The sequence below is a fragment of the Sulfidibacter corallicola genome (genome assembly GCF_017498545.1).
Taxonomy (GTDB): domain Bacteria; phylum Acidobacteriota; class Holophagae; order Acanthopleuribacterales; family Acanthopleuribacteraceae; genus Sulfidibacter; species Sulfidibacter corallicola.
The window spans coordinates 2,743,009-2,763,874 of the sequence record NZ_CP071793.1 but is presented as its reverse complement, the minus strand read 5'-3'; the positions used below and the strand labels follow the sequence as shown (position 1 = coordinate 2,763,874).

The following is a 20,866-nucleotide window of genomic DNA, read 5'->3' as shown; positions in this document are numbered from 1 at the left end:
GAAGGAGGGGTGCCCGAGCCGCTCACCTCCAAGGAGGTCGGGGTCGCCTTGGGTTCGTGCACGGGTGATCGCTCGCCCTGCCGAACGCACCGCTCTATCTCTCATCGCCTGTTCCAAGGGGATCGCCATGAATGCCAAGATCATCAGTGAATCCGAACTGGAAACGCTGGTAGATGCCGACATCTTGAATGCCGCCAAAAATGCGGTCGATTTGGATTCGATTCAAAGTTATCGGTACGACGCCCGTGGTCGGATCGAGGCCGTGGTCAAGCCGGCGCCACCCAGTACCGAACGGCCGTCTTTCGCCCGCATCACCCGCCGCGGCTCGCGCTTCATGGTCGAGTGCCGGCAACACGGAAAGAACCAGTGGTGTCTGCACAGCGCCATTCTGGCCCTGCACCACGCGGGCTACAAACCCGTGTTCAAAACGGTCGCCAAGCCCGTCGGCGATGATTTGCCGCGCATCGGCTTTCGCCTGATCCTCGGGGTGGTCGGGGACCCCGCCGATCCCTATCTGCGCCTTCGCATCCTGAGTCTGTCCACCGGCCGGTTCGTGAACGCGCCCTCCCATTTCCTTCGGCGCGAGGGCGGAGTCCTCGGGCTGGACAAACGAACGGTCGAGTTGTTGGAGGATTTGGGCGAGGCCGAAGAGGGCGAGATTCGCATCGCGCGGATGGATGCGGCACCCATTCTGGCAGCGATGGCCAAGGCCGAGCTATTTCCGGAGGGCGCCGAAACACCCTTCGAACGGGAACACATGTCCCAGCCGCCGCCCGAGGTGGAGGTCGCCGTCGCCGAGCAGCAAATACTGTGGCGTTTTTCCCTGGATGCGCCGGAGGCCGAACACCTCTGCATTCCGGGCCGACCCGGGTTTTTCATTGCGAGCGACCGCATTCTCGGTTTCAGTGAGTACATGCCGGACCTTCAGCGGTTCATGGGCCAGGAGGGCGGGTCCCTGCCGGCCAGCCCCGAAACTTTTTCCGATTTGATTCGGATGAAGCACGGCGTGGTGTGGACCACGCCCAAACCGATCGCCGTCCATGCGATCGAGAACCTGGGTCTGCACCTCGATCATCGACAGGGCGACCTCATCGGTCGTGCGGGGTTTTGGCACGAAGGGCGGTTCTTCCCGCTGCAGGATTTGGAAAAGCCGCGCCAAATCGTTCACGACGAGGAAGGTACGGCCTTGCTCGAGATCGGTCCTGGTGCCATGGCCCAGATCGGCCAAACGTTTCGTCGGGTTCCGGCTCCGTGGCGCAAGGCCGGCTTCCGGATTCGCGACAATCAGGCCCATGCATTTCTCGAAAACACCAGGTTCCCCGAGCACATTCGCGTCGAGCGCCAAGAAGCCGAGCGTTGGTTCGGCTTGGAACCCACGGATATGGAAGTCATGTGGAGTCAGGGCTCCTTGGCGCCGAGTTATCGCATCGGCGACGAAATGTTCTCCCACGGCAGCCTGATGGGAAGCCTGTCCCACGGCCGGCGCGGCATCCGGCTCATGGACGGTCGTTGGCTCAACGTCGACACCGACACGCTTTTGGAAAACGAGCGCATCTTGGAAGGTGTGCGCTCGATGCACGACGAGACCAAGGCGCAACAATCGTTGCTTCAACGCCTGTTGGCGGCTCGCGAGCGGCGTCCGGCGGAGGTGGATACACCCATTCCCGAGTTGCACGAGCGATGGCACCGGACTTTGCGGGACTATCAGGTCGAGGGCGTCAACTGGCTGTTGGCCAACAGCTCGCGTGGAGAGCCCTCCTTGCTCGCCGATGACATGGGTCTCGGTAAGACGATTCAGACCCTGGCCTACCTGGAGACGATCCGCGAGGAAGGGCGACCCCAACTCGTCGTGGCTCCCACCTCCGTGATTTGGAACTGGGCCAACGAGTCCGCGCGGTTCTCGCCCGATCGGCGCGTGCTGGTCCACCATGGCCCGAACCGCGCCCGACAAGCCGAAAAACTCCAGAAGGCCGACCTGATCGTGTCCACCTACGGCACCGTGCTCCGCGATATCGACATGCTCTACGACGTCCATTTTCAAGTGGTGGTCCTCGACGAGGCCCAGGCCATCAAAAACCCCGAGACCCAAACCACGCAGGCCATTTGCGAGCTGTGGACCGACCACAGCGTGTGCCTGACGGGCACCCCCGTCGAAAACCGCCTGACGGAGCTGTGGTCCATCTTTCAGTTCCTGGCACCCGGTTACCTGGGCGAGGTTGACGAGGTCAAGGCCATCACCTTGCCGGGCACACCCGCCTACACCGCCCTCAAGGTCAAGGTCGCTCCCTTCCTCAAGCGCCGGCTCAAGAGCGAGGTGGAAAAAGACCTCCCGGAAAAACAGGAAATCACCCTCAAACTTCCGCTCAACGAGCAACAGGCCAAGCTGTACGGCGACGTCCTGGTCAAATCACGCAAAGCCCTGCGAGAACAGAACATCAATGCGATGTCGTTGCTGAGCCGGTTGCTGCGATTGCGTCAGATCTGCTGTCACCCGGGCCTTTTGGACGATACCTACCTGAACACGCCCTCCAACAAGTTCGACTTCATCCTGGAGAACCTGCGCGAAGTGACCGCCGGGGGCCACGGGATCCTGGTCTTCAGCCAGTTCACCAAGTTGCTCAAATTGCTGCGTTACGAGTTGGAGGAGGCCGAGCTTCCCCATTTCTACCTGGATGGACAGACCCGCAACCGCCAGGAGTTGGTGACCCGCTTCCAGGCCGGCGAGGCCCCGATCTTTCTGATCAGCCTCAAGGCGGGCGGCACCGGCCTGACGTTGACGCGTGCCTCCTACGTCTACCACCTGGATCCCTGGTGGAACCCGATGGTGGAGGCCCAGGCCACCGACCGTGCCTACCGCATCGGCCAGACGCAAAAGGTGTTCAGCTACAAGTTGATCTCCGAGGGCACCATCGAGGAAAAAATCCTCCACCTCCAAAAGAGCAAGAAGTTGATTGCCGACGGTCTGTGGGAGGATCCGGACAAGTTGATGGCGAACCTGGATCGCGAGACGCTGATGGCCCTACTGGACTGAGTCGCCGGCCATGGCGGGTTGGCGGGCCTCGGTCTCCGCTTCCGGTTGGGTCATCGGCAACATCAGCGTGAATCGGGCGCCACCCTTGGGGCTGTCTTCCACCAGAACGGTGCCGTGATGGCGCATCATGATGCGCTGCACGATCGAGAGGCCCAGGCCGGTGCCGCCGAGGCGTGCGGTACGGCTGGTGTCCAGACGCACGAAGGGCTCGAAGATGCGTTCTCGATCCTTGGGCGGGATACCGGGACCGTCGTCGTCGACGGAAATCATCCAATGCCCGTCGCTGACGTGGCAGTGGACCCAGACGGCGTGTTCGGTGTGACGGACGGCATTGGTCACCAAATTGACCAGGGCCCGTTTGAAGTAGCGCGGCGATGCCTGAAGCCTGCTTTCGCCGCCGTCGAAATGGATGTCGACCTCGGAGCGCAGATCGTGGGCCAGGGCCTCGAATTCAGAGAACAACGGGGCCAGGTGGACCGGTTGGCGTTGTTCGGTGAGGTCTTCGTTCTCGAGGCGATTCCAGGTGAGCAACTCGTGGATCAATTCGTTCATTTCACCCAGGTTTCGCTCGATGCGTCGCAGGTGACGGTTCTTGTCTTCCGGCAGCTCGTTTTCCAGCGCCTCGTCGGTAGCGAATATCAGGCGCGAGAGCGGCGTGCGCAGCTCGTGAGAGACGGCGCGGAGCAATTCTTTTTGATTCAGGATCATGGCCACGATGCGTTCGGCCATCGAGTTGAAGGTTCGGGCCAGGTCGCCCAGGGCGTCCTTGTCATCGGCCTGGGCCCGCGCCTCCCATTTTCCGTTGCCGAAATCTTCCGCGGCTTGGGCCAGCAAGCGAATGCGGCGTTCCAGCGGTCGCAACAGCAGGTAGGTGGTCGCGCCCACCAGGGTCAGGAGCAAGGCCATCGCCAGCGCGGGATCGAAGGGCAACAGGTGCGGTCGCCCGGGTGGCGGGCGCAGCGGGCCGATCACCATGACTTCCTTGTCCGACAGCCTCGCCAGGATCCAACGCTCGCCGTCCTTGATTTGAAACACCAACCCGCCTTCGTCGAATCGTTCCCGTTCGCTGGTGCTCAGTTCCAGGTTGTCCGTCGACATCAGGTCGGTAGGGAAGCGTCGCGGGTGGCCCAATCCCTCGATGGCCATCCAGCGATCGACCGGATCGTCGCCCAGCTCGGATAGCCGGTGCCGGGCTCTGTCGACCATCGGCATCACCAGTTCTTCGGTGCGATGGCGAACCTTGCCCTGGAGTTCGTACCGCACCAGGGCGGTCAGTGAAAGGCCCACCAGGAGCAGTACCAGGGCGATGCCGAAGTAGATCCGAACGAACAGGCGGGTCATGAAGCGGACTCCTTTACCGCCAACAGATAGCCGACGCCGCGCACGGTCTTGAGAACGACGCGCTCTTCGTCCTTCCCGCCGATCTTGGCCCGAATGCGCGACACGTAGACATCGACCGCGCGATCGTAGCCGTCGTATTTGGTGTCGTAGAGTTCGCGGTAGATTTGATCACGGCTCAGCACCTGGCCTGGCCGTTCGGAGAGGTACCACAGGAGGTCGAACTCCGCGGTGGTCAGATCGATTTTGTGGCCGCCCATGGTCACCTCTCGTTGGGTGGCGTCCATGGCCAGCGGGCCGTGTTCGATGCGGCGCGAGGGCACGGGCCCGTGTTGGTCGTAGCGGCGCAACAGCGCCTCGATGCGGGCGATCAGCACTTTGGGGTGAACCGGTTTGGCGACGTAGTCGTCGGCACCGGACTGCAGGCCCTCGATTTGGTCGGGATCGTCGCCGCGCGCCGTCAACATCAGGATCGGCCCGTGGTAATGGGGGCGGACCTCGCGGCAAACGCCGAAGCCGTCGAGCCCTGGCAGCATCAGGTCGAGAATGACCAGATGCGGTTGCAGGGTTTGGATGCGGGTCGCGGCCAACAGGCCGTTTTCTTCGTGGACGACCTTGAAGCCCTCCTGCTCGAGGCGCGATTGAATCATTTCGGCCAATTCGATGTCGTCTTCCACCAACATGATGGTCGCGCCGAGGTAGAGTCGAGCCTCATCCATGATGCCTCCCGTGGGGCCTCGCCCGGTTCGGTGATTGGAAACGCCGCGAAGGCCGGCCTGCGAAGCACGCGCCGGAGCCGAACGCCAAGGGCGACCGCGGACTGCTTTCATTATATAGTGCCCAATGTAGTGCCCATCCAGAAACGAAATCAGCGCAACGACCCAAACGATCCGGCTGGAAGGGCAGGGTGTCAGGCGTCAGGTGTCAGGTATCGGGAAGATGATTGTTCATAGGTAATTGGCTGAGGCCTGACTGCTGAAGCCGGTTTGGCTTGAGAATCTGCCGGCTCGAGGGACCCCGTTCAAAAAACCGCTGATTTAGAATGAACGCTACCGTACCCGCTCCCAACGAACGGGGATTGGGAATGGGGGCCGAATCCGTTGGCCTGCCGGCATTCGTGGCAGACGCGCCGATCAAGCCAATCCCGGCGACAGAAAATAATAGGCCAACAGCAGGATCGAGACGATCAACAGCGTGCCGAGCCAGACCTTGATGAACCGGATCAGGAGTTGCCCCAGAAAGCGCAGGGCCAGCACCAGGACGGCGATTACGGTGACCGCGATGAGTAGGGTTTGGAGGTCGAAGGTCGGCGGCATACGGCACTCGTGTCGGAAAGCGTTGGGGGAAGCACCAAGGAGGGGGACGGTCGTGAAAGGAACTTACCAACCTTTTGGGGGAGGATCAATCCATGGAACCCAATTCCCCCGGTCCAGGTGGACTTTTTGAGGGGGACCAGCCGCTTGCGGTACAATACTTCCCAATCTTCGTCCTTTCATTTTTTTCACGGAGCGGGCCTGTGCTGCTGAACGAGGAACAAGAGCGCGACCTGGTCAATCGGTTGATCGAAAAAGGGAAATCCCTGCTTATCGAAGTGGGGACTCAGCACCGCGATCCCGAAACCGGGCTGGTCCACACCCAGTGTCAGGTGGGCCCCTTCGTGCTGATCCAGCACCAGCGCCAGAAGCTGAAAACCGGCTCGATCAACACCAACGGCTTGGATTTGTGGATGATCGATTCAGGCATGGCCAAAAAGATGTTGTCGGTCAATTACATGCCGTTCCACATCAAGTTTTTCCAGAAGGCGGGCAAGGCTCCCTGGATTCAGACGTTCCTGGCTGTGGACCCCCATCGTCCGAAATCCAATCTCGTCCAGGCCTTGGCCGCCCTGCGCGAGGAGACCGGGGGAGAGTCGGAGCCCTAATTGTGTGAAGGTACGCGCTTCATTCGTGAAGTGCGGCCTTCCAGCGCCAACCGAACCAACCCGGGGTGGGCGCCTGACCCTTCAGTGTGACGATGCCGTCGCCCTCGTCGGGAAAATTGTGATTGTTGGAAAAACGGCCCAAGGCGATGCGAATTCGTTGGCGGTCCCGCTTGCGTTTTTCGGGATCACTGGTATCGACCATACCGAGCGCTTCTCCCAGGGCGGCGATGGTGGCGGGCGTGTATAACTCGTCCTCTACCAGTTTCTCGATAATTTTGTTGTACTTCATTGGTCGGCCATGTGGTCTCCGCATGATGTGTATCTTAGTGGAAAGTAAGTATCAAAACAACGATAAAATATGTACAGTACTTTAGTCGGGAATAAAAAAAAGAAAGTGTGCCGCGGGGTATTTTTTGCGTTCCAAATACAGGAAATTATTGACAAGTTTGTTTGAGATTTGCGTTTGGGTTGTGTTTTAATTTGGCGTGGTATTTATAAGGCTTTGGGGGTTAAACGACTTTTTATTCAACTGTAAGGGGGTGCCCGATGCCCGTGGAAAAAGACAAAGTATTTCACGAGGATGAAATGTCCTTGGTGCAATCGCCGAAGGGCTGGTCGCGGGAAGAGGTGCTGAACTACGACGGGATTTTCTTTTTGAAGGATATCGTCAAGATCTTGGGGCTGGATGCGGCCAAGGTCAAACGGAAGGCGCGTGAGATCGCGGATTCGGGCGGTTCGCCCTGGGAGCGCATGGGTGCGCGCAAGTTGTGGAATCACTGGGTCGTGCGGATGCGCATCTTCGCGCCGTTTTACCGCGAGCACCTGGTATCCAAGGTGAAACGACCGGAGTCCGAATGGGATGGCAACCGGCTGCTGCACCAGCGAGGGTTGTTCTACCTGACCGATGTCTGCAAGCGGATTCCCTTTTCGGCGCATCAGTTGCGCTACCAGGCAAAGCGCCGCGAGAACCCCAGGCGCGAGATCGGCGTGTTCAAGGATCGCGAGTTGAACACCTATCTGGTGGATATGGAGATCTTCGCACCCTGGATCAACCATATTTGGGAAGGTCGGGATCAGGACCAATACTGAAGTCGTGAGTAGCACATGGCGGGAGCGGCCCGTCATGTGACTCCCCAAGCGCAGTGATAGATGACGGGATCTTAATGTGAATACAGTGAGATACTATAAAATATGTGTCGCGAATGTTGATTCGCGAATACAAAATCACTTTTGTTTGATTTGAAAAAAAGCACGTGTTTTATGAGAATTTTCAAACGTTTTGAAGTGATGCTTGTCGCATCTTTTTTTTGGAGAAAAGCGCTTCGGAATGGTTGAGATGTCATTGATTGAAGTAGCGATTTTTTGTCACGTTTTTGGGTGGGTGTTTCCGTCTCGTGGTGCGATGCCGACGTCGTGATCCTCGTTGGGTCGGGTTTGCCATTGCCGGGATTCAACCCGGCATGGGCGATGGCATCCACCCGAATCCCTCCATTTGGGGTTCAAAGCACGCGCGAACCCGAACTTCGCCTGTGGCCTGGTTTCTTCCCTGATCGGTTCTGGCGTCGCCCTATTTTTCCTGCTTTAATGAGCTTCGGTCACCCCCATCGGCATTCGAGATTTTTGGCTTTTCCATCGGATCGTCCTTCCACCGCCTTTTTCGAGGCGAGATCCGAATAATTGGGCACGCTGTGCTGTTGGTGGGAAGGGGCCGACCGCGGCCAATTTCCGCGAGAACGGCGGACTTCGCTTTCGCCGACCTCCTCGGGAACCTTGATGGCACGGGCCCGTAAACAGATTCAAACGTGGCCCTCACTTGAATCGCATCCGGATCTTTCATGATTTACATCTTTCCGGAGCTCCGCTCGGGTCACCACACTTTTTCATATAGGTAGGAATGAGAGATGAACTTCAAAACACTCAAAGCGATGTTCGTTCTTTGTGCGGCCTTCATGATGGTCGCCGCTTTTGCCGGCGATCCCCATCAGGCCTCCAAGGGCAAGTTGAAAAAGATCGCGAACGGCGATCATCGCTCCGATGAGAACAAAGCCCGCAACGAGTTTCGTCACCCTGTGGAAACGCTTTCTTTCTTTGGTGTCAAAGAGGACATGACGGTTGTGGAGATTTGGCCGGGAGGCGGCGGCTGGTATTTGGAAATCCTGGCTCCGTACCTCAAAGACAAGGGAACCTACATTGCCGCCAGTTTCTCCAAGGAACCGCAACACAAGTACGCGGAGTACTTCCGCAAGGCCAACGAAAAGCTGGCCGCCAAACTGGACGGTGACAAAAAGAACTACGGCAAGGTCAAAGTCACCGAGTTCTTCCCCGCCAATGACGTGGCCAGCCTGGGTCCCAAGGGCGAGGTCGACATGATCCTCACCTTCCGCAACCTGCACAACTGGGCGCCGGACTACAACAAGGCCATGAGAGCCTTCTACGACCACCTGAAGCCCGGCGGCGTCCTGGGCCTGGTGGAGCACCGCACCACCGACAAACAGGATCCCGAGGCGGCGAGCGGCTACATGAATCAAGCCTACGTCATCGAGATGGCCAAAAAGGCCGGCTTCGAATTGGTGGACAAATCGGAAATCAACGCCAACCCCAAAGACACTGCCAAGCACGAAAAGGGTGTATGGACCCTGCCGCCCACCTACGCGTTGGGTGAGAAGGACAAAGCCAAGTACAGCTCCATCGGCGAGAGCGACCGCATGACGCTCAAATTCGTGAAACCCAAGAAATGAATCGAAAAGGCCGGCACCCGCCGGCCTTTTTTATATCCCTTCGAAGCGATGCGCCCCGAGTTCCCGCAAACCGAGAGAGCCATGGTGCCAGGCAGGTGGATCCGCTGGATCCACGAGTCGAAGTGATTCCCGCTCGCAGTGCCCGCACGGGGTGAGGGGCGTCGTGGCTGTAGGTTGGCCGGCCCGGCCGACACTTCGAAGCAACCCAAGTAACAAAAACGAGTTACGGCCAAGAGCGAAGCAGGTGCTCTCACCGAGGTACTGTGGACCAGAGTTCCCGTATCCAGAGAGAGACGTCGCGTATGTAGGTGAGCCGGGCCGCGTAGGCAGCCTGCTCCACCAGTCGGAGTAACCCCTCTCCATCCAGCATATAACGCCAAAGAGCGAAGCGACCCCTTCTCCCGAGCGGGTCAAAGCCGGGATTGGGTCGCTCTCGATCGGTTATGTCCATCGCATGCAAGTAGCTTCGATTGGTTGAGCAGGCTGCTCAACCTACAGGCGTTACATAGCTTGTGGACACACGGGCACTGTGGGACAGGTTGCTTCGACGGGTAAACGATTTTCCGGATGCGGATCCCGACTCCAAGTTTGGTGGCCTTACCGAAGGGCGTATCCCTGGAGTTCCCGTATCCAGAGAGGGACGTCGCGTATGTAGGTGAGCCGGGCCGCGTAGGCAGCCTGCTCCACCAGTCGGAGTAACCCCTCTCCATCCAGCACATAACGCCAAAGAGCGAAGCGACCGCTTCTCCCGAGCGGGTCAAAGCCGGGATTGGGTCGTTCTCGATCGGTTGTGTCCATCGCATGCAAGTAGCTTCGATTGGTTGAGCAGGGCCGGTAAGGCAGGCTGGCCTGGGCGGCCCCCTCACCTACAGGCGTTACGTAGCTTGCGGACACACGGGCACTTCAGCCGTTCACGCCCCGACTGGAAAAACCCTCAGGTCCCCGTCCACCGCTCCAGAATCAGCGACGTATTGACCCCGCCAAACGCGAAGTTGTTGGACATGATCGTCGTACCCGACAGCGGGCGAACCTCGCGAAGGTAATCCAGGTGGCCGCAACGCGGATCCACTTCCGTCAAGTTCAGTGTCGGCGCCAACCAGCCTTCGTTCAAAAAGTGAATCGCGCACCAGGCTTCCAGGGCGCCGCAGGCACCGAGCGTATGTCCCATGTAGCTCTTGAGCGAGCTGAAGGGCACGGGCCGTCCGAAAAAGCGCGCCGTCGCCAGGCTTTCGGCGATGTCGCCCAGTTCGGTGGCCGTGCCGTGCGCGCACACGTAGGCGATCTCGTCGGGGGTGACGCCCGCATTCGCCGCCGCGTTCGCCATCACCTCGTACATGGTTTCCTCTTGCGGCGCCACCATGTGAACCCCGTCGCAATTGGTGGCGTATCCCCGCAGTTCCGCGAGGATGGGCGCACCGCGGCGCCGAGCGGAACCCAAGTCTTCGAGGATCAGGGTCGCGGCGCCCTCACCGACCACCAAGCCATCGCGATCCTTGTCGAACGGCCTGGGCTGTCGGGTGGGCTCCTCGTTGCGGGACGAAGTGGCGTACAGAATGTCGAAGACCGCGGTACACACCGGGAACAGTTCCTCCGCCCCGCCGGCGATCATGGCATCCTGCAAACCGTCGCGAATGGATTCATAGGCCATGCCGATGCCTTGGCTGCCCGAAGTACAGGCCGAATTGGTGGGAATCACGCGCCCGCGCACCTCGAAGGCCAGGGCCAGGCTTGCGGCCGTGGCATGACTCGCGGCGTGATAGAAATCGGCGACTTCGGTGCCGCCGAGATCGGTTTCCGTACTGACCGCGCGGGCGCAACGACCCATCGACGGCGGCGAACCGGAGGTGGATCCGAAACTGATGCCGCACCGACCCGAGCCGAGCAGTTCGTGCCCCAGCAATCCGGCGCCGCGTAACGCTTCCTCGGTGGCGACCACCGACATCAGCGAGAGTCGGCTCATGTGGGCCAAGCGATCCTCCGGCACGGTTTCGGGTGGTGTGAAAGGGGGAACCACGGCGACCAGGCGCGTCTTCATGCCGGCGATGCGGCCGAGCGCGTCGTCGCGCGAGACTCCGGAGATGCCGTCGCGCAGATGGCTGCGAACCTCCGGCCATGTGGTCCCCAGAGGGCAAAGACCGGCCATGCCGGTCACCACCACCCTTCGTGTCACGCGAGGCCGCCGTTGATGGAAATCGCCTGACCCGTGATGTAGGCGGCGTGTTCCGAAAAAAGGAAGCCCACCAGCCCGGCGACTTCCTCGGGCGTTCCGAAGCGGCGCATGGGGATGTGGCGAACGATCTCGTCCTTGGGCAGTTCCGCCACCATGTCGGTGTCGATGAAGCCCGGCGCGACGCTGTTCACCGTAATGCGCCGTTTGGCCAGCTCTTGGGCCAGGGATTTGGTGGCGCCGATCAAGCCGGCTTTGGCGGCCGCGTAATTGGTTTGGCCGCGGTTGCCGGTGATACCGGCGATCGAGGAAAGGGTGACGATTCGGCCGCCGCGTTTGGCGCGGATCATGGGCATGACCACCGGATGCAGCAGGTTGTAGAAGCCGTCGAGATTGGTGTGGATCACCCGGTCCCAGTCCTCGCCTTTGAGGGCGGGCAAGGGGGCATCGGCATGCACGCCGGCATTGAGGACCAGACCGTAGTAGACCCCGTGTTCCTCCATGTCGGCTTCCAGGGTCGTGCGGGCCCTATCCCGATCGGAAATGTCGAACGGCAGCAAATAGGCCTTGCCGCCCTGTGTCTCGATGTGGGTCAGCGTTTCGCGCGCGGCCTCTTCGTTGCTGCGGAAATTGATCCCGACGTTGAAGCCCCGAGCCGCGAGGTGGATCGCGATCGCGCGCCCGATGCCCCTGCTGGCCCCCGTTACCAAAACCCTTTGTTCCATGTCGTCCCTACCTTTCCTTGTTGATCACGGATCCATCGCGGATCCTGCGCCGTCCCGGCCGGCTTCAGGCCTCGAACAGGTCTCGAATTACCGGAGGTGTCGCCATGTGCATTTCGCCGGTTTCCGCATTCACGGCGACCTGAATCGTATAGCCCTTGGCGACCCGCCGTTCGGTTGTCGCCTCGAAGACCTGGTAGGTCACTTTCAGTCGGTATTCCACCTCGACCATTCGGGCGCGAATGACGGCCGTCTCGCCGTATTTCAAGGAGCTGACGTAGCGACAGTGGCTTTCGATCACGGGGAACATCAGCCCCAGTTCCTTCATTTGATCGATGTCCAGGTGGTGGCGGCGAAACAGTTCGGTGCGTGCCAGCTCGAAGTATTTATAGTAATGGCCGTGCCAGACGACCCGCATCAAGTCGATGTCGTGAAAGGGGATTTCGACGACGAATTCCGCATGCTCGGTCATGCCGTGATTCCATCGAGTTGCAGGTCCTGGTTGCGAACGGCGTGCAGCAACGCTCGGAGTTCCGGTTCCAAGGGGCGATCCTCGCTGACGAACGGCGAGAGCCGCCGAACCTGCTCGTGCAGCGAGCGAATGCCGGGCGTGAGATCCATCCAGCTCAATTCACCGCGCTTGGCGCGCAGTTCCAGCGATTGACAGGCCGCCAGCAGGGTGCCGACGAACACCTGTTCGGTCAGCTCCAGGACGCGAATGGCGTCGCGGGCGGAAATGGTGCCCATGCTGACCTTGTCCTGGTTGTGCGATTCGGTCGAGCGCGAAAAGACACTGGCGGGCATGGTGAGTTTGAGGGCCTCGGCGGCCCAGGCGGAACAGCCGATCTGAAGGGCTTTGAAACCGTGGTTGACGGGCATCTGGTCCTCGGTCGCGCCGCTGAGGTTCAGGGGCAGGCCGTGGTTGCGGCGAATATTGACCAGGAGGGCGAACTGGCGGTCCAGTAGGTCGGCGATGTTGGCGACCGCGTTCTTCATGGCGTCGGCCACGAAGGCGATGTGTCCGCCGTAAAAGTTCCCTCCGTGGAGGACTTCGCCGGTGTAGGGATCGACCAGCGGGTTGTCGTTGGCGCTGTTGAGTTCGGTTTCGATCTGGGTGCGCATCCAGGGAAGGGCGTCGGCCAGCACGCCCAGGATGTGCGGGGCGCAGCGAATGGCGTAGGTGTCCTGAATGCGCGAGTCCTGGTGGCGACGGTAGGCGGTGGCGTAGCCCAGGTCGGCCGCGATGTTGTCGGCGATGCGCAATTGGCCCGGGTGGGGTTTTTGTTCGAAGATGCGGCGATCGAAATGGGCCTTGTTGCCGAACAGCGCCTCGGAGATCATGGCGGTCAGGCGGGCGGAGAGGTTCATCAGGTATTCGGCGCGGTCGTAGGCCAACGCGGCCAGGGCGGTCATGACGCTGGTGCCGTTCATGAGGGCCAGCCCTTCCTTGGGGAACAGCTCCAGCGGTTCCAGGTCGAGGATCTCGTGGACTTTGGCCGTGCCGACGATGTCGCCCTCGAAGTAGACGTCGCGCTCACCGATGAGCATGGCCGCGACGTAGGAGAGCGGGGTCAGGTCGCCGCTGGCACCCACCGACCCTTCTTCCGGGATGAGCGGGGCCACGCCGGCTTCGATCAGGCGGGCCAGGCGTTCCAACAGTTCGAAGCGAATCCCCGAAAAGCCGCGCACCAGCGAAGCCAGGCGCACGGCGAGAATGGCCGTCGAGGTTTCCCGATCGAAGATTCGACCCAGGCCGCAGCCGTGGAAGCGCGACAGATTGCGGCTGAATTGGGGGACCAGTTCGGCGGGAATGCGTCGCAAACAGGACTCGCCGACGCCGGTGGTGACGCCGTAGACCACCTCGCCGTTCTTCCATTTTTGGTCGAGGAGACGCGCGCCTTTCTGAATCAATTCGCGGAACTCGGGTGACTGGCTCAGGACCAGGCGGGCCTGGCCACGTGCGACGGCGACGATATCTTCGATGGTCAAGGGCTGCTCGCCGACGACAATGACGCGCTGGGGCATGGGTACTCCAAAAAAACGGTGCTGCGAGAAAAGCCGGAGGCAGGGGGGAGCACGGTGAGAACCGGAGTCAAAGCCTTGCCAGCCGGGGGCTAAGCCCCTTATTGTAGCCAAAAGGTAGGCGCAGGCAACCCCAAACCCGAAGGCCGGATGTCCAAGGTTTTCGACACGGCCTTCACTCGGTGTGGGGGATGATGCGGCCCGACGAGAACTTGGTCCCGTCGTGGTACAGGCGGAAGTGCCACTTGTTGTTTTTGGCGGCGTGGCGCACCTCGGCGACGAAGGGCTGGCCCGGCATCAAGAGTTGGTGGAACTTGACGGCCTCCAGCGTCTGCACGCGCAGGGGCGCGCCGGTGATGGCCCCGATCATGTCGTGGACCCAATGGAGCTGCACCACGCCCGCCACCACCCCTTGTTGGGGAAAGTGCCCTTCCAGAAACAACAGGTCGGCGGGAACGGTGCACTCGAAAAAGTGGGTGTCCGCTTCGCGATAGGTGCGATGAATCTCGGGAAAGCGGGGGCGCTCGCGATCCGGTCCCGTCGTGTGCCCGTTCACGGCGAACATGCGGCGCACATCGGCTTCGACCAGCTTGCCCTGGCTGTTGCGGGGCAGTTCCCGCGGGAATCGCCACCGTTTGGGCAGCACGGCCGGTTCGAAAAAGCGATGCAGGTGCTTGCGCAACAGGCGCCGCACCTCGTGCTCGCCGCTCCGCTCGCGCTCGGCCAGGCCCGTGTCACTCAGAACCACCGCCGCGCACAGGTACTGGCGCGCCTGGGTGTCCTGGCCGTCCTTTTGGGCGGTCTCCACGCAGATGCGGCACTCGTGCACCCAGGTGTGGCTTTGGATGCGGCGCTCCACTTCGTCGAGGGAGATGCGCTTCTCCGACAACTTCACGATGCGGTCGGCTCGGCCCAAAAGGAGGAATCGGCCCTCCGAGAGCAATTGCGCTCGATCACCGGTCCTCTGGCGAGATTCGGGTGCCTCGAGGAATGGCGAACGGACTTCCAGCAAGCCGTCCTCCGCCCAAACGGCCACTTCCGGGAGGGTCTGCCAGGGATTCTCGCGGTCGTGGGGACCGGTACGTTGGCGATAGGCGATCCCGCCGGTCTCCGTCGACCCGAGGACCTCGATCGGAGCCTGGCCACTGAGCTCGGCGATGGCGCAGGCCGTCTCCGCCGAGAGCGGTCCGCCCGAGGAAAACAGGGTGATATCCGGTCTGGTGCGGAGATGCTGCCCCGCCGCGGCCGGCAACAGGTTGAGGTGGGTCGGCGAGGACACCAGGATCGCACCCTTGTCGTCGACCTGATTCAGGAGCTCTTCCCAGAAGAAAAACTGGTGATCGAAAAACGGTGCGCCCTTGCACAGGGGCCACAGCAGCCGGAAAAGCAATCCGTAGATGTGGAGGTGGGAGACGGTCGACAAGCGCGGCAGGAGGTCCGTCGCGGTACCCCATTGGCGCTCGAGGACTTCCAGTTCCGCTTGGAGTTGACCCAGCGTTTTGGGCACCTGTTTGCGTTGGCCGGTGCTGCCGGAGGTGTACAGCAGCAGGCCGGGATGGCAGAGGTCGAGGGGCCCGGCGTCGATGGGTCCGCTTCCCCGTTTCGGGCGGATCTGCCGCAATCCCTCGGAATCCAGGTCCATGTCCGTGATCATGCCCGCCAGCTCGGGTCGCAGCACCGCCAGCGTGCCGGCCTGGTGGTCGGTGACCGCCATGGCCCTGTGGCCGCGGTGCCAGCAGGCGAGCAGTGCGGCGGCGAAATGGAAGGGCGACTCCAGCGCGAGCAGCCAGGGTTTGGTGGCGGTTTGCGGCAGCGCCTCGTAGAAGCCGGCCACGGTCGATTGGAAATCGGACCATCGTAGATCGGGTAGCCGGCAGACCAGGTGGTCGTCCGGGAAGTCCGCTTCGAGAAGCCGGTGCAGCGGCGCGCGTAGTGCCATGTCGGGTTTCATCCTCCGCTCGTTCGAAGCCAAATTCTAGGGGAAAAAAATCGGTCTGCCAAATACAGAATGGTGGCGATCCGCGCTTTTTGCATGGCGATCCCCCGGCTCCGAGGGTCGCTCGATGCCGGCCCTTCGACGGCCAACCACGGCTTGCGCGATAGGTCCGCGACCTGCTAAAACGGAATGCCGTACGAAACCCGAGACAGGCAACACGCCACCATCTCTTCAGGACTTTCCGCGACGAGGACCCGGCGTCCCGGCGGAAACCGGCGCCCCAGGGCGGGCGGAAAGGTTTGTCGTGACGTTAGGTCGGATCATGAATCGAGAGTATCGCCGTCTGGCCACCGGTTGGTGTTTTTTCACCTTCATGGTGACCGGCCTGCTGTGGAGCCTGACCCTGTTTCCGCTGATCTACCTGGCTCCGATCCCGCGCCGCTGGAAGCGCGAAGCGGCCCTGTTCCTCATCCAGCGTGGGTTTCGCCTGTTCGTGCGCTACATGTGTTTTTTTCGGGTCATTCGTCGCTTCGAAGTTTCCGGTTTGGAGCGGGTGCGCCAGGGCGGGCCCTATCTGGTCATCGCCAACCACCCGACGCTGATCGACGTGGTGACGGTGGTCGGCTTGCTGCCCCATTGCAACTGCATCGTCAAAAATGCGTTGTGGCGCAATCCCTTCATGGGTATCGGCCTGCGCGCCGCGGGCTTCATCCCCAACAACCACCCCGATCAACTGATGCGCGACTGCGATCGAAGCTTTCACACCGGTCGATCGCTGATGATCTTTCCCGAGGGGACCCGCTCACCCAGGGGCGGGTTGAGATCGTTCAACCGCGGCGCGGCCCATATCGCGGCGAGAATGGACGTGCCGGTCGTGCCCGTCGTGATTCGCTGCGACCCGCCGACGCTGTTGAAACACGAGCCTTGGTACCGCGTGCCCCCGCGCGCCGTCGATTTCACCCTCGAGTTTCAGGAACCGCTCCAGATTCCCCAGGAAATCCGGAACGAAGAGAACACCCCACTCCGCGTGCGGGCGCTCAATCGACTGTTCGAATCCCATTTCCGCACCCAGTTGGACCTCCGGGAGGAGCCTGCCGACTGAGCGGCTGACGAAGGGCGTGGGTCATATCGCCGATTATTCGCAATCCTCGTCGTCGAGGACGAGCTTGGCGATCTCGCGAATGCGCTCCAGCTTCTTTTCGAGCTGGATCATGTAGATCAGGTTGGATACCTTCGACTTGAGCACCACGACGTGCGAACCTTTCAGCCAGTAGTCGTGGGCGCCCTCCTTGAGGACGGGCATCACTTCCTCTTCCGTTTGCGCCGACAGCACGATGACCTTGATATGGCGCAGGTCGCAGTTTTTTCGCAGCTCGGCCAAAAATTCGTGACCGTCCATTCGCGGCATTTTCAGGTCCAGCAGGATCAGGTCGACCGGTCCCTTCTGCAGGAGGAACTTCAGGGCGTCCGTGCCGTCGACCGCCGTCTCCACGTCACATCCCAATCCACTCAACGCTTTTTCTTCATAGAAACGCTCGGTTCGGCTGTCGTCGACGATGAGCACCTTGATGTTGCTGTTGCGGCTCATAACCTGGAACCTCCTCGCAGGGACGCGTTTTCTACCATTGCTGTGTTACTGCGCCTTTCGGTGAGATCGGAAAATTTCTTTACTTCGTTTTTGGCGATCACCCGGAATCTCGCAAGAGAGCTTGCGGCCGCAGGCGCCGCGTTCAAGATTTAGAGCCGGGAACTCCTTCGTCTCTATCCAGCCAACGGATTTCGGTAACGACCGAGAAAAAGTGAACGGTTTCTAGGGAGGCCCGCTCGCCCCAAAAATGGAGAACGGCGAAATGGCCGAATGCTATGATATGGGGAAGCGTGTAAACCTTTTGTAAAGAGGCTGTTGGGTATGTGCGATCGTTTGGGTCGACGCCGCTGTGGTGAGAGAAGGAACGACGGGAGGCGTCTGGAAACCGTAATCAAAACGGATGTTGGACGTGAATTTTAATGTTTTTCCTGTTCTTTGCCTAATTTAGTTATGGGTTTTTACATTGAACAAGAATATTGTTTTGACACAGTGGCCCCTCAGCGTTATATTGCAGCATAGAGGAGTGATCCAATGACGATCAACAAGGAAAAAGTCAAGCTCGATGATATCGACTTGCAGATTTTGCGTAATTTGCAAGTCAACGGGCGCATGACCAATGCCAAATTAGCGGCCAAAGTCGGACTTTCCGCGCCGCCCATGTTGGAACGGGTCAAGAAGCTCGAACGTTCGGGCATCATCAAGGGCTACCGCGCCATTTTGGATGCCAAACTCTTGGAGCAGGACTTTTTTGTGTTCGTGGCCTTGAACCTCAATGTCAGCGAATTGGCCAACGTGGCCCAATTCGAACTGAAACTGGCGGCGATGGAAGAGGTCATGGAATGCCATCACATCGCGGGTGACATCGATTTCCTTTTAAAAGTCAACGTCAAGGATCAGGAAGATTACAAGCAATTCGTAATCGAGAATTTGGCAAAAATCGACGGCATCAATCGCATTCATTCCTGGGTCGTCCTCAGCACCGTCAAAGACTCCACCGAACTCTGCATCGATGACTCCAAGAAAAACAAGTAGGGAGGGTTTCCATGGGTTACGCTTCAACAGATATCGACGGATTTGACTACGTCCACTACTACTCGGGCACCGCCAAACACAGCGCCTTTTTCTACGCGGCCATGTTCGGTTTCGACATCGTCGGGTACCAGGGCCCCGAAACGGGCGTTCGCGATCGGGTGTCCTACCTGCTCAAGCAGGACGACCTCGTCATGGCGATTTCTTCGGCGATCGTTCCGGAACACGAAATACACGATTTCCTCAGCAAGCACGGCGACGGGGTGCGCGAGATCAGCATTCGCGTAAAGGACCCCGCCGAGGCGCTGGCCTTCGCGGTGGAGAAGGGTGCCACCAAGGCTCGCGATGTGGAGAAGATCGAAGACGATCACGGTACCTTCGTGAGCGCCTCGATTCAGATCTACGGCGACACGCTGATGAACTTTGTCAATCGAGATGATTACGCGGCCGTCCTTCCTGGCTATATGCCGTACGAAGGACCGCAATTCGTCGGAAGAAAGGTGGGACTTAGCCATATCGATCACATCGTCGGCAACGTAGGCGAAGGTCAAATGAACGTTTGGGCCAAGTTCTTCGAGGACACCATGGATCTGGAGACCTTTGTCCACTTCGACAAGGGCGACATCAGCACCAAGTACTCGGCCCTGGTTTCCAAGGTCGTTCGTTCCAAGAACTCGAAGGTCAAATTCCCCATCAACGAACCGGCCGAGGGCCTCAAGAAAAGCCAGATCGAGGAATTCCTCGAAGTGAACTACGGTGGTGGCGTCCAACACATCGCCATCGCGACCGATGACATCGTCAACGCCATCGAGGCCATGGAAGCCAACGGTGTCCAGTTCATCGAGACGCCGGCCTCCTACTACGAGGTCATCGGCGATCGCGCCGAGGGCATCTCCGAGGCCATCGAGGATCTGAAGCGCCTCAACATCCTGGTGGATCGCGACGAAGAAGGCTACCTGCTGCAGTTGTTCACCCAGCCGTTGGGCGATCGCCCGACCCTGTTCTTCGAATTCATCCAGCGCGAGGGTTGTGAAGGCTTCGGCCAGAACAATTTCCAGTCGCTTTTCGAATCCATCGAGCGCGAACAGGCCAAGCGCGGCAATCTCTGAATGAGGGGGACCACATGCCTATCTATCATCAGCTCGGAGAAATGACCCAGAAGAAACACGTCACCTTCCGCAAGGAAGACGGATCCCTGTATTGGGAAGAACTGTTCGGCACCAAGGGGTTCAGCGGCATCTATTCGACGTTGTACCGCATTCACCGCCCGCCGGTGGTGACCAAGGTCCGCGAACACCAGATCACCTTCCTGGAAGAGTGGCAGGACGCGCCGCGCGTCCCGCTGCATTTCTACAGCCACAAGGCGGAACACGGCGGCGACATCCTGACCGCCCGCAAATACACGCTCTTCAACGATGAATGCGCCCTGGCCAGCGCCAGCTTCACCGATCTTGACGACAGTTTCTACCGCAACGGCAAAGCGGACGAGATCCTGTTCGTGCACGAGGGGGAAGGCGAGCTGCACACCGAGTACGGCGTGCTGGACATCCGCCAATGGGATTACCTGGTGATTCCCCGCGGCGTCATGTACCGCTTCGAAAACCTCAGCGAGAACAACCGGTTCTTCATCACCGAGTGCTACGGCGCCGTCGAGACGCCCAACCGGTATCGCAACGAGTTCGGGCAACTGCTCGAGGATGCGCCGTTCAGCGAGCGCGACATCCGCCGTCCGCGCTTCCGCGCGCCCATCGATTCCAAGGAAGAATGTCGCCTGTGGCTCAAGGCCGGCCAGCGCGTGTTCGACTACACCATGGCCTACCACCCCTTCGACGTCGTCGGCTGGGACGGGTACCTTTATCCCTGGGCCTTCAACATCAAGGACTTCCAGCCGATCGTCGGCCAGATTCACCTGCCGCCGCCGATTCACCAGGTGTTCCAGGCGCCCGGCCTGGTGGTCTGCAACTTCGTGCCGCGCCTGTTCGATTTCCACAAGGATGCGGTTCCGGCACCTTACTATCACCAGAACGTGGACAGCGATGAAGTGCTGTATTATGTAGATGGTGATTTCATGAGTCGAAAGGGCATCGAGTCGGGCTCGATCACGTTGCACCCCGGCGATGTGCCCCACGGTCCCCAACCCGGGAAAACCGAAGCCTCGGTTGGCGTCAAGGATTGCTACGAGTACGCGGTCATGGTCGATACCTTCCGTCCGCTGCGCGTCAATGGCTTGGTGCAGCCGATCATGGACGAGGACTACATCCGGTCCTGGCTGGGCTGATCTGACGGAGTCCGCCTCGCCCGGCGGGCTCCTGCCCTCGACGTGTTCACGAGATGCGGGGAACGGCGGTCGCCGCATGTCCCCCCGGCTCCTACC

At 60.2% G+C, this 20,866-nt stretch carries 18 protein-coding genes; 8 read left to right on the top strand and 10 right to left on the bottom strand.

The window, feature by feature from the left end; translation table 11 throughout:
- Positions 1-127 precede the first annotated feature (127 nt).
- Positions 128-3,031, top strand: a complete 2,904-nt coding sequence (locus tag J3U87_RS07905; RefSeq protein ID WP_237382496.1) for a DEAD/DEAH box helicase — start codon at positions 128-130, stop codon at positions 3,029-3,031.
- Here J3U87_RS07905 and J3U87_RS07900 read toward each other — a convergent pair.
- The 3 genes from J3U87_RS07900 to J3U87_RS07890 form a co-directional block, all read right to left on the bottom strand.
- The gene (locus J3U87_RS07900) at positions 3,020-4,372 is read right to left on the bottom strand and encodes an ATP-binding protein (RefSeq protein WP_237382495.1); all 1,353 of its coding nucleotides are present in this window, start codon (positions 4,370-4,372) and stop codon (positions 3,020-3,022) included. The genes J3U87_RS07905 and J3U87_RS07900 overlap by 12 nt on opposite strands.
- Positions 4,369-5,088, bottom strand: a complete 720-nt coding sequence (locus tag J3U87_RS07895) for a response regulator transcription factor (protein ID WP_237382494.1) — start codon at positions 5,086-5,088, stop codon at positions 4,369-4,371. The genes J3U87_RS07900 and J3U87_RS07895 overlap by 4 nt, the downstream gene beginning before the upstream one ends.
- 414 nt (positions 5,089-5,502) lie before the next feature.
- Entirely contained in the window at positions 5,503-5,685 is a 183-nt protein-coding gene (locus J3U87_RS07890; protein ID WP_237382493.1) for a hypothetical protein, read from the bottom strand.
- Between the two features lie 200 nt (positions 5,686-5,885).
- On the opposite strand from J3U87_RS07890, the gene J3U87_RS07885 reads away from it, so the two are divergent.
- Complete coding sequence (locus tag J3U87_RS07885) at positions 5,886-6,290, top strand: hypothetical protein (protein WP_237382492.1); 405 nt, start codon at positions 5,886-5,888, stop codon at positions 6,288-6,290.
- 19 nt (positions 6,291-6,309) lie between these two features.
- On the opposite strand, the gene J3U87_RS07880 is transcribed toward J3U87_RS07885, so the two are convergent.
- Positions 6,310-6,579, bottom strand: coding sequence for a hypothetical protein (locus J3U87_RS07880; RefSeq protein WP_237382491.1), 270 nt, complete (start codon positions 6,577-6,579; stop codon positions 6,310-6,312).
- Between the two features lie 296 nt (positions 6,580-6,875).
- On the opposite strand from J3U87_RS07880, the gene J3U87_RS07875 reads away from it, so the two are divergent.
- Both J3U87_RS07875 and J3U87_RS07870 read left to right on the top strand, forming a co-directional pair.
- Entirely contained in the window at positions 6,876-7,379 is a 504-nt protein-coding gene (locus tag J3U87_RS07875; protein WP_237382490.1) for a hypothetical protein, read from the top strand.
- A gap of 812 nt (positions 7,380-8,191) precedes the next feature.
- Positions 8,192-9,028, top strand: coding sequence for a class I SAM-dependent methyltransferase (locus J3U87_RS07870; protein WP_237382489.1), 837 nt, complete (start codon positions 8,192-8,194; stop codon positions 9,026-9,028).
- Positions 9,029-9,962: 934 nt separating this feature from the next.
- Here the strand turns inward: J3U87_RS07870 and J3U87_RS07865 are convergent.
- The 5 genes from J3U87_RS07865 to J3U87_RS07845 all read right to left on the bottom strand — a co-directional run bounded on the left by J3U87_RS07865 (position 9,963) and on the right by J3U87_RS07845 (position 15,878).
- Positions 9,963-11,198 (bottom strand): beta-ketoacyl-ACP synthase, encoded by a 1,236-nt coding sequence (locus J3U87_RS07865; RefSeq protein ID WP_237382488.1) that lies wholly within the window; start codon positions 11,196-11,198, stop codon positions 9,963-9,965.
- Complete coding sequence (gene fabG, locus J3U87_RS07860; RefSeq protein ID WP_237382487.1) at positions 11,195-11,920, bottom strand: 3-oxoacyl-ACP reductase FabG; 726 nt, start codon at positions 11,918-11,920, stop codon at positions 11,195-11,197. Before fabG ends, J3U87_RS07865 begins: the two co-directional genes overlap by 4 nt.
- A gap of 64 nt (positions 11,921-11,984) precedes the next feature.
- The gene (locus J3U87_RS07855) at positions 11,985-12,389 is read right to left on the bottom strand and encodes an acyl-CoA thioesterase (protein ID WP_237382486.1); all 405 of its coding nucleotides are present in this window, start codon (positions 12,387-12,389) and stop codon (positions 11,985-11,987) included.
- Positions 12,386-13,942 (bottom strand): HAL/PAL/TAL family ammonia-lyase, encoded by a 1,557-nt coding sequence (locus J3U87_RS07850; protein ID WP_237382485.1) that lies wholly within the window; start codon positions 13,940-13,942, stop codon positions 12,386-12,388. The genes J3U87_RS07855 and J3U87_RS07850 overlap by 4 nt, the downstream gene beginning before the upstream one ends.
- A gap of 172 nt (positions 13,943-14,114) precedes the next feature.
- On the bottom strand, positions 14,115-15,878 hold the full coding sequence (locus J3U87_RS07845) for an ApeI family dehydratase (RefSeq protein ID WP_237382484.1): 1,764 nt from the start codon (positions 15,876-15,878) through the stop codon (positions 14,115-14,117).
- A 319-nt stretch (positions 15,879-16,197) separates the two neighbouring features.
- Here J3U87_RS07845 and J3U87_RS07840 point away from each other — a divergent pair, with 319 nt between their 5' ends.
- Positions 16,198-16,977, top strand: a complete 780-nt coding sequence (locus J3U87_RS07840) for a lysophospholipid acyltransferase family protein (RefSeq protein ID WP_237382483.1) — start codon at positions 16,198-16,200, stop codon at positions 16,975-16,977.
- A 33-nt stretch (positions 16,978-17,010) separates the two neighbouring features.
- Here the strand turns inward: J3U87_RS07840 and J3U87_RS07835 are convergent, their stop codons facing one another.
- Entirely contained in the window at positions 17,011-17,463 is a 453-nt protein-coding gene (locus J3U87_RS07835) for a response regulator (RefSeq protein WP_237382482.1), read from the bottom strand.
- 531 nt (positions 17,464-17,994) lie between these two features.
- Here J3U87_RS07835 and J3U87_RS07830 point away from each other — a divergent pair.
- Genes J3U87_RS07830 through J3U87_RS07820 form a run of 3 tightly spaced genes read left to right on the top strand, consistent with a single transcriptional unit; the run spans position 17,995 to position 20,770 of the window.
- Positions 17,995-18,495 carry an Lrp/AsnC family transcriptional regulator gene (locus J3U87_RS07830; RefSeq protein ID WP_237382481.1) on the top strand — a complete coding sequence of 167 codons (501 nt, stop codon included), beginning with the start codon at positions 17,995-17,997 and terminating at the stop codon, positions 18,493-18,495.
- 11 nt (positions 18,496-18,506) lie between these two features.
- Positions 18,507-19,601, top strand: a complete 1,095-nt coding sequence (hppD, locus tag J3U87_RS07825) for a 4-hydroxyphenylpyruvate dioxygenase (protein ID WP_237382480.1) — start codon at positions 18,507-18,509, stop codon at positions 19,599-19,601.
- A gap of 14 nt (positions 19,602-19,615) precedes the next feature.
- The gene (locus J3U87_RS07820) at positions 19,616-20,770 is read left to right on the top strand and encodes a homogentisate 1,2-dioxygenase (RefSeq protein ID WP_237382479.1); all 1,155 of its coding nucleotides are present in this window, start codon (positions 19,616-19,618) and stop codon (positions 20,768-20,770) included.
- Positions 20,771-20,866: the final 96 nt, after the last annotated feature.

Bases quoted from the DNA above. Each gene is read 5' to 3' on its own strand.
- J3U87_RS07905 (WP_237382496.1), top strand. From the start codon at position 128: ATGAATGCCAAGATCATCAGTGAATCCGAACTGGAAACGCTGGTAGAT.
- J3U87_RS07900 (WP_237382495.1), bottom strand. From the start codon at position 4,372: ATGACCCGCCTGTTCGTTCGGATCTACTTCGGCATCGCCCTGGTACTG.
- J3U87_RS07895 (WP_237382494.1), bottom strand. From the start codon at position 5,088: ATGGATGAGGCTCGACTCTACCTCGGCGCGACCATCATGTTGGTGGAA.
- J3U87_RS07890 (WP_237382493.1), bottom strand. From the start codon at position 5,685: ATGCCGCCGACCTTCGACCTCCAAACCCTACTCATCGCGGTCACCGTA.
- J3U87_RS07880 (WP_237382491.1), bottom strand. From the start codon at position 6,579: ATGAAGTACAACAAAATTATCGAGAAACTGGTAGAGGACGAGTTATAC.
- J3U87_RS07875 (WP_237382490.1), top strand. From the start codon at position 6,876: ATGTCCTTGGTGCAATCGCCGAAGGGCTGGTCGCGGGAAGAGGTGCTG.
- J3U87_RS07870 (WP_237382489.1), top strand. From the start codon at position 8,192: ATGAACTTCAAAACACTCAAAGCGATGTTCGTTCTTTGTGCGGCCTTC.
- fabG (WP_237382487.1), bottom strand. From the start codon at position 11,920: ATGGAACAAAGGGTTTTGGTAACGGGGGCCAGCAGGGGCATCGGGCGC.
- J3U87_RS07855 (WP_237382486.1), bottom strand. From the start codon at position 12,389: ATGACCGAGCATGCGGAATTCGTCGTCGAAATCCCCTTTCACGACATC.
- J3U87_RS07850 (WP_237382485.1), bottom strand. From the start codon at position 13,942: ATGCCCCAGCGCGTCATTGTCGTCGGCGAGCAGCCCTTGACCATCGAA.
- J3U87_RS07845 (WP_237382484.1), bottom strand. From the start codon at position 15,878: ATGGCACTACGCGCGCCGCTGCACCGGCTTCTCGAAGCGGACTTCCCG.
- J3U87_RS07840 (WP_237382483.1), top strand. From the start codon at position 16,198: ATGAATCGAGAGTATCGCCGTCTGGCCACCGGTTGGTGTTTTTTCACC.
- J3U87_RS07835 (WP_237382482.1), bottom strand. From the start codon at position 17,463: ATGAGCCGCAACAGCAACATCAAGGTGCTCATCGTCGACGACAGCCGA.
- J3U87_RS07830 (WP_237382481.1), top strand. From the start codon at position 17,995: ATGACGATCAACAAGGAAAAAGTCAAGCTCGATGATATCGACTTGCAG.
- hppD (WP_237382480.1), top strand. From the start codon at position 18,507: ATGGGTTACGCTTCAACAGATATCGACGGATTTGACTACGTCCACTAC.
- J3U87_RS07820 (WP_237382479.1), top strand. From the start codon at position 19,616: ATGCCTATCTATCATCAGCTCGGAGAAATGACCCAGAAGAAACACGTC.